The 11,796-nt window shown below is 71.2% G+C and carries 11 protein-coding genes; 1 reads left to right on the top strand and 10 read right to left on the bottom strand.

Annotated features, from left to right (window positions below; translation table 11 throughout):
• Positions 1 to 53: 53 nt before the first annotated feature.
• Positions 54 to 1,112 (top strand): DUF2637 domain-containing protein, encoded by a 1,059-nt coding sequence (locus AB0C25_RS27850; RefSeq protein ID WP_357310351.1) that lies wholly within the window; start codon positions 54 to 56, stop codon positions 1,110 to 1,112.
• 323 nt (positions 1,113 to 1,435) lie between these two features.
• Here AB0C25_RS27850 and AB0C25_RS27845 read toward each other — a convergent pair whose 3' ends face one another.
• The 10 genes from AB0C25_RS27845 to AB0C25_RS27800 all read right to left on the bottom strand — a co-directional run bounded on the left by AB0C25_RS27845 (position 1,436) and on the right by AB0C25_RS27800 (position 11,703).
• Entirely contained in the window at positions 1,436 to 1,894 is a 459-nt protein-coding gene (locus AB0C25_RS27845; RefSeq protein WP_357310230.1) for a DUF4262 domain-containing protein, read from the bottom strand.
• Positions 1,891 to 2,301 (bottom strand): hypothetical protein, encoded by a 411-nt coding sequence (locus AB0C25_RS27840; RefSeq protein WP_357310227.1) that lies wholly within the window; start codon positions 2,299 to 2,301, stop codon positions 1,891 to 1,893. The genes AB0C25_RS27845 and AB0C25_RS27840 overlap by 4 nt, the downstream gene beginning before the upstream one ends.
• Positions 2,302 to 2,450: 149 nt before the next feature.
• Positions 2,451 to 3,044: a hypothetical protein gene (locus tag AB0C25_RS27835; protein WP_357310225.1), complete on the bottom strand. Its 594-nt coding sequence runs from the start codon at positions 3,042 to 3,044 to the stop codon at positions 2,451 to 2,453.
• A 13-nt stretch (positions 3,045 to 3,057) separates the two neighbouring features.
• A complete protein-coding gene (locus AB0C25_RS27830) occupies positions 3,058 to 3,396 on the bottom strand; it encodes a hypothetical protein (RefSeq protein ID WP_357310222.1) in 339 nt (112 codons plus the stop codon).
• A gap of 637 nt (positions 3,397 to 4,033) precedes the next feature.
• Entirely contained in the window at positions 4,034 to 6,136 is a 2,103-nt protein-coding gene (locus AB0C25_RS27825; RefSeq protein ID WP_357310220.1) for an ATP-binding protein, read from the bottom strand.
• 150 nt (positions 6,137 to 6,286) lie between these two features.
• Positions 6,287 to 6,718, bottom strand: a complete 432-nt coding sequence (locus tag AB0C25_RS27820; RefSeq protein ID WP_357310218.1) for a DUF3085 domain-containing protein — start codon at positions 6,716 to 6,718, stop codon at positions 6,287 to 6,289.
• A gap of 25 nt (positions 6,719 to 6,743) precedes the next feature.
• On the bottom strand, positions 6,744 to 7,910 hold the full coding sequence (locus AB0C25_RS27815) for an FAD-dependent monooxygenase (RefSeq protein ID WP_357310216.1): 1,167 nt from the start codon (positions 7,908 to 7,910) through the stop codon (positions 6,744 to 6,746).
• A 254-nt stretch (positions 7,911 to 8,164) separates the two neighbouring features.
• The gene (locus AB0C25_RS27810) at positions 8,165 to 8,638 is read right to left on the bottom strand and encodes a hypothetical protein (protein WP_357377102.1); all 474 of its coding nucleotides are present in this window, start codon (positions 8,636 to 8,638) and stop codon (positions 8,165 to 8,167) included.
• A 323-nt stretch (positions 8,639 to 8,961) separates the two neighbouring features.
• On the bottom strand, positions 8,962 to 10,560 hold the full coding sequence (locus AB0C25_RS27805; protein ID WP_357310211.1) for a VWA domain-containing protein: 1,599 nt from the start codon (positions 10,558 to 10,560) through the stop codon (positions 8,962 to 8,964).
• Between the two features lie 27 nt (positions 10,561 to 10,587).
• Positions 10,588 to 11,703: an AAA family ATPase gene (locus AB0C25_RS27800; protein ID WP_357310209.1), complete on the bottom strand. Its 1,116-nt coding sequence runs from the start codon at positions 11,701 to 11,703 to the stop codon at positions 10,588 to 10,590.
• Positions 11,704 to 11,796 lie beyond the last annotated feature (93 nt).

The raw sequence follows: 11,796 nt of genomic DNA, 5'->3' as shown, positions 1-11,796 counted from the left end.
GTCCGGGCACACCGGTCGCCGCCGGCAGCGCCGAGGACAAGCAGCTACGCAGGCTGCGGTGGGCGGTGCGGGCAACTCTCGCCTTGGGCGTCGCCGCGTCGGTGGCCGCGAACGTCCTGCACGCCCGACCGAACCCGATCAGCCAGATCATCGCCGCCTGGCCGCCCCTGGCGCTACTGCTCACCGTCGAGTTGATCTCCCGCGTCCCTCACCACCGCTGGCACCTCGGCGCGATCCGCGTCACCGCCGCGGCGGTCATCGCCGTCATCGCCGCCTGGGTGTCCTACTGGCACCTCGTCGGCGTCGCCGCCCGCTACGGCGAAGCCGACTACGGCACCGCCTACCTCCTGCCCATCTCCGTTGACGGACTCGTCATCGTCGCCAGCGTCAGCCTCGTCGAAATCAGCGCCCGCATCCGCGTCACGTCGCCGCAAGCAGCAGCCACAGCCGCCACCGAGCACCGCCCAGCCCCAGCACCCACAGCTCACGCCCCCGACACGCCGACACCGGCCTCGACATACGTCGGCCAGTCAGACAACGCAGCAAGTGCCGCAAGCCACGCCGATCCACGCCCGTTTCCGGGCGCCGAGCGCACCGCCGCGCCGACGCCACGCACCCAGGCCTCGGTCGTGACACCGCAGCCGGCCGTGGCAACCAGGCCACCGAGCGCCGACGCCAACAGCGACACCCCACCGCCGGAGCTCGACGCCGCACAGACACCGCCCGACCCCGTCACCGCGCCTGCCGACGGCACGCCGGCCAGAACGCCCTCGGGAACCGCGGGCCCCGCCGCCGCGACACCAGGCCGCCAGCCGCCGCCCGTCGAGACCGCGACGCGGCCGGCACACGCCGCAGACACCGCCCTGGGCGCACCGTCACCCAAGGGCGGTGATCGGGAAGAAGAAGATCCACCGGGCGGCGGCGATACCTGGTTGGCCGGTACCGCCGCAGCGGTGGCGTACTGGCGGCGCCGTGATCCCGCGCTGCAGCCAGGCGAGGTCGCCGAACGGATCGGCAGATCAGAGCGGACGGTGCGCCGCCACTGGCAACCCCGAACAGGGACCCGCAGCGCACGCGCCAACGGCCATCCCACCGGCAAGCGGCGACGCTGATCCTTGTCCGACCCGGGCGGCCAGTCGCCCAGACGGCAGCCCCAACGACAAAAAGGACCGGGTTCGTGCTCTCCGGGACGACGAGACGGCGTCAGCCGGGACACACCGCGAGCGCAAGGATGAGCCCCGGGACGACGGTGGGCTGCACAGGGTCATCCTGTCCAGCCCACCGAAATCCCTCGGCCTGCCCCTGCGGGCGCCAGCTTCACGCTTGGCGCGCCCACAGGGCGGTCAGTGCGGCGTCCCGGACGGCCACTAGGCACCAATTGCCTGACCGAGTATCCGCACGTCCGTCCGCACGCTCCTTTCTGGTCCTGTGAGCGTCAGGGATGTCGCATGGTCGGCTGCGCCGACGGCGGGTAGGCGTAGCCGGCGTCCCAGGGGAAGCGGCCCTGCGGGTCGGGCCACACGATCTGCTGCACACGAACCTGCTGCCCGTATCGGGCGATCGCGGTGCCCGGGTGCAGCTGTTCGGTCGCAGTGCCGTCGATGACGACCGCGTCGTAGCCGGCGATCAGGTCGCCGATGCGTTGACCGTGGGTGAAGCGCTCGGCTCGGTCGTAGACGCGGGCGGCAAGGTCGTTGAGCAGTTGCTGTGCGATGGCGGGATTGAGTCCGGCGATCAGCAGCTCGGGATGGTCGTGGGCGGTGAGCCCGACGGTGTAGGCGAACGGGGCGCTGTCGCCGGTGTCGTCCACGTCGGGGTGCACGAGGGTCACCGCCCAGCCGACCCGGTCGATGATCTCGCTCTGGCGGCGCAGAAACTCCTCAATGCCGCTCACCGGTCACCTCCTTCCGGGTGGTCGTGATCCTCGATTCTTGAGGGCGGTTCGACTTCAACGAAGCCCCAGAGCCGCGCGATGAGTTGCAGTGCTTGGGTGCGGTAGCGGTCGGCGAAGCCTCGGCAGATCGCTGGTTCGGCGTCGGGGTACCGGTAGTGCGGGAGTGTGTTGTGGCAGACGATGAACGATTTTCGTCGGCGGGTCGCGGCGACGAGGTCGCGCAGCCTGCCGGCCGCGAGGTGCATCTTGTTGCCGGGGGCGAAGATGCAGGTGTCGCACTGCCGAGACAGCAGCCTGGACTTGCCGAGGACCGGATCGCCGACGCTCAGGTCCGCGTTGATGTTCTCGTCCTCGGCGTCGAGGTTCGGCTTGACGGGGTCGTCGCCGGGGTGGGGCACATATTCCATGATGCCTGCCTTGTCAGACGGGCAGGGGGCGCCGCCTGATGGCGACGCCCCCTGGTGTCGGATCGTGGTGTGGTCGGAATGGCTCTGCCGCCGGTGCCTGGTTGGCGGCTCGGGTCAGCTGCGTCGTGTGCGCCGGTGGTCAGGCGCGGTCACTGCCTCGTGACGGGTGCGTGGACGGCGAGCAGGAGCCGGTCGGCCGGTGGCCACCCGTCGGCGCAGGGCTGCCAGGCGTCGGCGGCGTCGATGGTGGGAAACGGTCCGACGACGGCGATTTGGGCGCGGTCACGGTCGAGCAGGGCCAGCGCGACGCGGTCGCCGTCGAGGGTGGTGGTGCGGGTCGCGTGAGCGATGTCCGGTGGTACGGAGGTCCACTCGTCGTCGGCGAGATGTGGTTCGTCGGGGTCGTGCATGGCGATGGGTGTGGTGGCGGCGATGTCGGCGTCGTGCATGGCGAGGTGGGGCCCGTAGTCAGCGGCGGCGGCGCGGCCGGGGATCGGTCCGTGCAGGGACAAGGCGTTGATGGTGGTGACGGCGAGCAGGGCGTGGGGCTGCTGGTCCTCGGTGGTGTCGAGCAGGGCGAGGCTGAAGGCGTCGCGGCTGCCGATGTCGATCAAAGTGATCATGGTGGCTCGCCCGGTGTCAGCGCTGTTCCAGTTGATGACCTCGAAGTGGTCGCCGGCAAGGGTGAGGAAGCGCTGGTAGGCGCGGTTGCTGGTGTCGAAGGGGTATCCGATGTCGTTCACGGTTTCTCCCGGTTCAGGGGCGGTGCGCTTGGCACCGCGCGTGTGGTGAGGCAGTAGAAGGCGATTCGAGTTGGCGGCGGCAGATGACGGCACTGTCGTGGCTCCACCTGCCGTGCATGTCGTCGGCGGCAGGAGCGAGGTCGCCGGCTCCGGAGGCGATGGGCGCGGCGATGCGGGTGAATACGTCGACGTTGGTCGCGTCGGGCGCTGGGCCGTCGTTGGTGTGGGTGTCGAGGAAGGCGTTGATGTAGCGCGTCGCGAGCGGAGTGCGCGTGTAATCGATCATGCGGGTGCGTAGATCAACGGCTGCGCGGGCGTAGCTGGCGAGGGTCGACTCGTGGCGGAAGGTCATGGTGCCTCCGGTGGTGTGATCTCGGGAGAGTTCACGCGGCGCGTGGGTGGGGACGGGAGGGCTGGAACCAGCCGGTGAGGGCGGAGGTGACGCGGGCGCGGCCTCGCGCGCGGGGGCGAGCGGCGGTGGCGGTGGCGGCTTGTTGGGCGCGGTGGGCGTCGCGTGCGGGAGGGCAGGGGTATGCCTGGTTGGCGCAGCGCAGGTTGCTGCATCGGTCGCGGTGGCGGGTTTGGGGTTGGTGGGCGGCGGCGACGTCGGTGGCGAGGAGCCAGAGAAGGACATCGGTGACCGTGTGGGGGATCGCGCGGCGGTGACGGGCCATGAGCGGCAGTCCGTTTCTTGGTTGAGGGATGGTGTGGGGGCCGCCACCGCCCACGGCCGGCGTGTTGGATGGATGGACGCGGTCGGGCATGTCGTGGGCGGTGGCGGGCCAGGTGCAGTGACGCTCGCCTTTCGGCGTTGATCAAGTCGTCGTGTCCGTGGCGGGCTGCCGCCTGCCCGCGTCGGCGCACCGGTGCGGGGCAGGCGGCAGGGTCACGCGGTGTCCGGCGTGTCGCCGACCCAGGTCGCGCCGCCGGCCGGCGGGCGGTGGCGAGTCCTTGGGCGTCGCCCAAGGGTTTGTTTGGCCGCCGTTGGGTCAGGTGGTGGTGAGGTTGAGGCGGCGGCGTTCGGCGGCCAGGAGCGTGCGGGCGGGCTGGTGCCAGGTGTCGTCGTCGAGCGGGGCCGGGGTGGTGCCGTCGGCAAGGGCCTGCAGCGCGGGGATTTGCTCGGCGTAGACGCCGCCGAGCTTGGCCAGGTCGGTGCAGGCGCGTGTGATCCCGGCGCAGATTCGGGCGCCCCAGGGTCCGGGGCGGCCCCAGTTTTCGCGTCGGCGTCCGCGGATGGGTCCTTCGCAGAGGTGGTAGCCCAGCCACACCACGGGCGGGTGCAGTCCGGCGGCTTCGGCGAGTAGGGCGACGTTGTCGTAGTCGCCGGCCTGGTCACCGTGAAACGGCCGGTAGCCGACGGGGCGCGGGTTGGTGAGCAGCCGCCAGTAGCCGGGGTACACGGCGGTGGAGGCGACGAGGTCTTTGGCGTCGCGGAAGCCGCCAGCGGTCAGCGCCTGCGGGAGCAGGTCTAGCAGCAGGTGGGCCAGTTCGCGGCGGACAACCGGCACACTCGGGTCGTCGGCCCGCCAGTGGCGGCCCCGTCTGCCGGACGTGGTGGCCTTCGAGATGCCGTGCTGACCGTCAGCGCTGACGGACTCCGTGTCGAGGGGTGGGAGGCCGTTGCCGTCGGCGAGCTGGCCCAGCAGACGGGCGGCGAAGTCGGAAAGCATCTGTTCGAAGCCGCGGCTGCGGTCGTAGTAGTCCTGCATGGGTGTCCAGTGGCCGCCGCCGCGGTGCGCGACGCGGTGCGCGGCCTCGTGCAGGAGCACCAGCCGGGTGCGGTGCCGGTCGGTGAGCGCGTCGCGGTGGATGGCCACGTCTCCGGTCAGCGGCCGGTAGAAGCCTTCGGCGCAGGGTGACTCGTCGCTGTGGTCGTACACCTTCACCCGGTCCAGGGCGAACGGGCCGATCGCGCGGCGCACCAGCTCGCAACCCTCACGCAGCACCTCGCGCTCCGCGGCGGTCAACGCCTTGAGCGTGACCCAGCTGGTGCGGTTGCGGTTGCGGGCGTGGTGGCGCTGCTGGCTGGCTCTGGCCATCTCCACGCCCAGCAACCCCATCACGGCGGCCTGTTGGTGGCCGGCGAGGCCGGGGGTGATCAGCTCGATGTAGCCGTTGTCCTTCAGGTCCAGTGCCGCCTCCTCACCGCCGGGGATCGTGTAGTAGGTCTGCTCGGGGAGGTGGGCGCGTCCCCAGGTCCGCCACGCGGCACGAGGACGAGGCATGCGCACTTCGGTGAAGAACTGTTCTTGCTCGCGGAGTTTCCCGCCGCTGAGCACGTGCCGGGCGAACATGCCGATGAGTAAGGGGTCGTCGCTGCTGGCGAGGATGTCGCGGACGGCGGTGCGCAGCGCGGCGGCCTCGACGACGGTGCGGTCGCGGTTCTGCAGCGCCTTGTGGTCCAGCGACAGGTCGTAGGAGGCCAGGAGGCTGGGTATGCGAGTGACCAGCACGCCGCCGATCCACACCCGTCCTGGTTCGCCGTCGCGCACGCACACCCCGGGCGAGGCGGGTGGCTGGTAGCCGGGCTCGGCCAGGGCGCGGAACCGTCCGATGGCCTCCCGCGCCAGCTCTCGGGAGCATTCGACGATGAACACGGTGCCGCCGGTGCGGGTGTTGGGGTGGAAATGGTAGACGAGAACCTCGCTGCCCTGCTGCGTGCGGGACGGGATGAGTCCGCCGAGGAGCTTTCGGCGCTCGACCGTGGGCACGAACCCGTAGGACACGGTCTCGCACCGCACGGCGCCGATCTCGGGGCTGCGGGCCAGCACGAGGCAGGCGAGTTTCTTGCCCTCACCGAACTGGCCGATCTGCTCGTCGGTCTTGCTGGACATGCCGAGGATGAGTCCCTCCTCGGGGATGCCGGGGCCATTGTCGGCGATGGTCAGGGCGCCGTCGGCCCAGCTGACTGCCGCGTCGGGGTCTTCGTCGAGGGCGTTGGCGATCAGTTCGGAGATCGCCCGCACAGGCGTCCACGACTTCACGTACTCAGGTGAGATGGGGTAGGCCAAGCTGTCGGCGTTCCCCGCGGTCCCATTCGATGAGGCCGCTGTCGTACCGGGGGTGCCGGTGGCGTGGGTGGGGTCGGACACGAGATTTCCTCCGCAGAAATGGGAAGATCCGCGACCGGATTCGGTCGCGGATCAGCGAGATGGAAAGGCTTCTGTGGTCGATGGGGAGTGGTCGGTGCAGCGGTGTTGACGGCCCCGCCGCTGCTCGCGGCGGGGCCGCCGGCGGCTCGGTCAGGCGAGGCGTGGCGTGCGGGTGAACCGGTAGGTGAAGGTGCCGGTCTCCACCACCAGGTCCAGCCACTGGTAGCCGAACGCGTGCGCGCCGCGCAGTTCCTCGATCAGCGCACCGGGTCGCTCGGTGAGGTGCAGGTGCTCGACGAAGTCGTCGCCGCCGAGGTCGGGGTCGCTGCGGTGCCCGTCGAGGCGGGGGTTCCAGCCGAGGGCGTAGACGGTGAGGTTCGTGCCGGGCCGATCCGGCTCGCTCAGTCGGGGAAGGCCGTTTGACAGGAGGTACACGCCGTCGTCGTGGACCCACTCCAACGCCCCCGGGCAGGCGACCCCGAACTCAGTCTCAGTGAGGCTGGGGATGTGCTCGCTGGCGGTGACGGCGTGTTCGGCCAGCCGCAGCGTCTCGGGCAGCGGGAAGTACAGGTGCAGTGCCATCGAAGGGCTCCTGTCGGTGTGGTGGTCAGGGTCGGGGGGTGCCTAGGTGGGCGCCGAGGCGTGGCCCTTGCCGCACGGCGGCGACGGCGCCGGGGAGTTGGCGGCGTTGCCAGCCGTCAAGGGCGGTGGCCAGGTCGGCGCCCCACCGGTGGTGCTGGGTTAGGGCGGCGGTGAGGGCGGCGGCCTGCTCGATGCCGTTGTTCGCGCCTCTGCCGGTGTGGGGGCGCACGGGGGCGAGGGCGTCGCCGACCAGCACCGCCCAGCCGGCGCCGACGGGCCAGACCATGCGGGTGGGCGGGTCGATGTCCATCACCGGCGCTGCCATCCGAACGGTGGTCGTGTGCACGGTCGCGGCGTGCGGGGCGGGCAGCAGCCGGGACGCCTGGGTGTCGACCAGCGCGCGGGCGGTCTCGGAGACGTGGTGGGGCAGCGCGAACGCGCGTCGCTGCGGCGGCGCGCCAAAGCAGTTGGCGTAGTCGGCGGCGCTGCAGGTGAGGTACAGCGTCCAGTCCAGGCCACCGGGAATCGGGGCGACGTTGTACTGGCATCCGGTTCCGGGTTCCAGGCGCAAGAAGTCCTTCACCGCCACAAGCTGGCTGGCGGCGTGTCCGCGGTGAGCGACATAGCCGGCGTAGCGCAGCTGCCGCGCGGGGTCGAGTAGCCGCCGTCCAGTGGAGGTGCGGCCGTCGGCGAACACCACCAAATCCGCAGGCGTGTTGGTGTCGTCGGCGAAGAGCAGGTGCGGGCGCCCGCCGCGCTCGGTGATGCCGGTGAAGCGGTGTCCGGACTGCAGGACACCTGCGGGCAGGCGACGGATCAGGGCGCGGTGCAGCAGCGACCAGGTGGTGTTGCGGCCCGGATACAGGCGCCGCGCGGTGTGGATGGCCTGCCGGTCACGGACGGTGACTTCCAGGACCATCTCGGAGGGGTGGGCGATGATCTCGTCCTGGCTGATGCCGAGGCGGTCGAGGACGTCCAGGGCGGGGTGTTCCAGGCCGATCAGCCCGCCGCCGCGCGGCGCGGCGGCGGGGGCGGCCTCGTAGAGAGTGACCGGGAAGCCGGCCCGCAGCAGGAGCAGGGCGCAGGTGGCGCCGGTCAGCGAGCCACCGACGACCGCGACGCGCGGTCGCGTCCCGCCGTGGGCGGTCAGTGCCCTGGGCAGTTCAGCGCCTGGGGTGTGCGGCTGTGTCATCTGGGTTTCCTCTCAGTAGGAAGCCCGGACACGGCCGTACGGCCGTGCCCGGGCGGGTGCGCGTGGTGCGCGAGGTGGCCGGGCATCGGCCGTAATCGGTGCGGTTCAGGTCAGGTCAGCGCCCACGGGGCGACCTGGTCGGTGCGTCTCATGGTGGGCGCGACGGGAGCAGGTGTACGGGAGGGGTTCACCGTGAAGGGCCGCTCAGGTGTTGATGCGGATTCGCGGTGGGGTGTAGCGGCTGCCAGGGCCGCTCAGGTGCCGGGGCGCAGCATCCGTGCCAGCGAGCGCAGCAGGCCGAGCACCTCGCTGGCGCCGGCCTGCGGGTCCTCCTCGATGGCGAGGAGCCCTTCGGGTTGGTCGCGGAAGCGGGTGAGGGCGTACGCGGTGCCGTCGGCGTCCACCGCCTCGACGTAGCGGACCAGTTGAGGCGGGTCCACGGCGTCGGTGACGGCTGCGTGCATGAACACCCAGGCCACGATGCGGACCGGACCGGTGGCCGTGACGAGGTTGGCCTGCACGATTGGGCTGTGTAGCTCGGCGGCGGCGTGACGCAGTACCGCGACGGGGTCGTCGGTGTTCGCCTCGTTCGCTGCTGCGGTAGGCGCGGTGGCCACGCCGACGTGCCGGGCGGTCGGGTCGGGGTGCCTGGGGACCGGGGCTTCCCGCAGCACGGCCAACACGGTCGGACCGGGCCACGGGTAGGCGCGGTCAGCGTGCTGGTCCATGCCATGCAGGCAGTACGAGATGGCTTGTTGTCGTGGGGTGAACATCTTTCTCCGATCCTGGTGACGAGATCACTGGACGTGCGGGGTCATTTGAGGAGGCAAAGGCGCTGGTGAGGAGGGCCGCGACTCCGTACGGACGATCGCGGCCAGGGCTGCACCGGGGCGCCGTCTGGTGTCGTTGTCATCGCCATCCGTGCAGGCTTGGTTGGGTGCGGTTTCGTGGCCCGTCGAGGGTCGGGCGGTGACCGAGGCAAGCGGCGCCGCGATCAGGTTGAGCAGCCGCCCGCGGTCGGCGTTGGCAGCCGCAGCGAGCGTTCGGTGGGTTAGGCCTGTTCGAGTGCGGTGACGGCGGCGTCGGCGATGGCGTCGACGGCCTGGATCGGGTCGTCGACCAGCAGAGTGGTGGTGTCTCTGAAGGTGTGGCCGGACTGGTCGGCGGGGCGTAGCCACAGCACCGCGCAGCCAGACTGGTGCAGGGTGGTGATCAGCCGTTGCGCAGCGTCGGAGTTGGGTAGCTTGCCGTCGGAGACGACGGCGAACATCCGCAGCCGACCTGGTTGGCGCAGATGCAGCACCTCGTCGGCGAGTTTGACCGCGTCGAGGAATCCCGTGGTGAGTCCGGCCGCTGACATCTCCAGGACTTGGGAGGGCCGTTGGCGCGGCGACACGAGCAGGGCCGCGTTGGTGCCGAAGCCGATCATCGCGGTGCTGGCCTGGTTGCTGCCGGCCGCGCTGGCGAGGATCCAGCCTGCGGCGGACATCGGTGCGGCGTAGGCGCGCATCGAGCCTGAGGTGTCGACGAGCACGGCCAAGTGCAGGGTCGGCTTCGGCGGCGGAAGCTGGGCACGGCGCTGCCATGGGGTGGCGGTGGGCATGCTGCCCGCGGCGATCTGCGCCTTTGCGGTGATCGCGTGGCGGGTGCGTAACCGTCCGGGCGGTATCGGGCTGGGTCGGGTGTCGGGTTCGGGTTGGCGGGTGCGGGCTCGCCGCAGCCGGGCGGCGAGCCGGCGGGCGGCGGCACGCTCGGCGTCGCTGGGGTCGCGACGCGTCCACCAGGAGGGCGCCCCGTGTCGCGCCTCGATCTGCTGGGCGCTGTATTCGGCGGGCGTCAGGCCGGCGGTCTGGGCGAGGTAGTCAGCGAGGGCTTGGGCGAGTTGGCCGGCGAACGCGCCGGGGTCGGCCTCGGGTGGCGTTGGCCGCTGGCGGGGGTCGATGCCGAGGATGCGGCACCACCGCCACGCCAGGTCGATCATCGCCGTGGCGTTGGTGTCGTCGGTGCTGTGCGCTTGCCGCCACACGTCGCGCAGCTGAAGCAGCTTCTGCCGGCCGAGGACGGTGGTGACGGCGGCGCGGACACCTCTGATGTCCTTGGCGGTGATGATGCGGGCATCCACCCGGGCCAGCAGGAGGGCGGCGAGGGTGCCGGCGTGCCAGGCGTCGTCCACCGGCGCGTCCGCGGGATTGAGCAGAGCCGTCACGGTGTGGCGCAGCCATCGCCGATCGGCGCGGCGCCTGCCGCGTTGGCGGTTCTCGATGCGGGATTCCTCAAGCATGTCGGCGACGGCGGCGACGACCGGCGGCGTGCCGACAGGGGCTGTCCACAGGCTGTGGGTGGCGTGGGCGGCTTCGTGCACGAGCAGTCCGTAGGCGGTGGGCACGAGGCGTTTGTGCCCGGCGCGGCGCGGGTCGGTGATGTCGGGGGTTCCGATGTGGGTGGCGTCGATTTCGATGCGGCGCTCGTCGGGGTAGAAGCAGGCCGGGGCGCCGCCGCCCGCGCCGGGGGCGACGGTGACGCTCAGGTCGGTGCGGCCGGTCAGGATCGGGATGTGCCGGGTCCAGGCGTCGCTCCACGGTTGCCAGTCCGGATTACCGAACATTGCGGGGGCAGTGCCGGCGCGTTGGTGCTGTGAGGGGTTGGGCATGGAGTTGTTCCTCTCGGGTAGCGGCGCTCAGCGTTGTTTGCCGAGGGCCAGGGGGGTGATCTCGGCGCCGAACTGCGCCTTGAGGGCGGCGAGGACCTGCTCGCGGTCCTCGATGGGTGCGCGGCCGACGAGGTTGGACACCGCCGCCGCCGGCCCGAGGGTCTTACTGACGCGGGTGAAGCCGAGCAGCTCGCGTAGCTGCGGCGCCCACCCGACGCGGCCTGCGGCGAGTTCGGTGTTCAGGCTTATCGCGGCGTCGATGGCGGGTCGGGGCACGCCGAGGTGGCGGGCGAGGTCCCAGTCGGTGGTGACCTCGATGTGCACGTCGAAGCGGGAGGCGAGCGCTTCGGTGAGGATCGCTCCGTGCACGCCGGGGTTGTGTCCAGCGGCGATGTAGAACCCCTCGACGGCTTCCACCCGTTCGTTGCGGTAGCCGGGGATGGTGATGACGCGCCGGCCGTCCATGGCCGGGTACAGCACGGCGAGGACTTTCGGCGCGATGAGGGTGGCGTCGTCCACCAGCAGCGCCCGGCCTTCCCGCATCGCGGTGACCAGGGGCCCGTAGACGAACTCGAACCCGCCGTCGGGCAGGGGGATGAAGTTGCCGAGGAAGTCCTCCACGACGCTGTCGCCGGTGCCGGCGACGGTCAGCAGGTCGGGGTAGGCGGCCTCGACGAGGGCGGTCTTGCCGGTGCCGGGCGGTCCGTAGAGCAGCACCGGGATGCGCTTGTCGCGCAGCCGGCGCAGCACGTCCACGTCGGTGGCCCCGGCGAGTTTGCGAGGGAAGTACAGGTCTCCGTTCGGGCGGGTGACCGGCTGCCGCCGGCCTGACCCAGCACGGCCACCGGAGGTCGATCGCGGGGCGGGCGGCGGCATGGTGCCGGCGGCGTCGATACCGGCCTGAGTGATCTGGAAACGGTGCGGGCCGCTCAGGTGGGTGGCGTACCCGGCTTTGGCCATCTTCTTCAACGCCTCGAACACCGCCCCGGTCGAGGGCACAGCGAGGGCTTTCGTGAGCTCGCCGACGGTGAACACCTGGTCGGGGTGAGCGGCGAGATGCGCGGCGACCTTGTGGTACAGGTAGCCGGGACGCCGGTCACCGATCGTCGTCGTAGGCGACGTGGTGCTGGTAGTCGGATCCATGCGGGTCCTCCCAATCGATGAGGGGTGGAGCCCGCGCACCCGTCTCCGGGCTGCGCGGGCGATGCAAATCCGCGCAGCGGAGACGGAGATCGG

It is taken from the genome of Micromonospora sp. NPDC048839 (genome assembly GCF_040649915.1).
Taxonomy (GTDB): domain Bacteria; phylum Actinomycetota; class Actinomycetes; order Mycobacteriales; family Micromonosporaceae; genus Micromonospora.
This window is presented reverse-complemented; position numbering and strand designations above follow the sequence as displayed.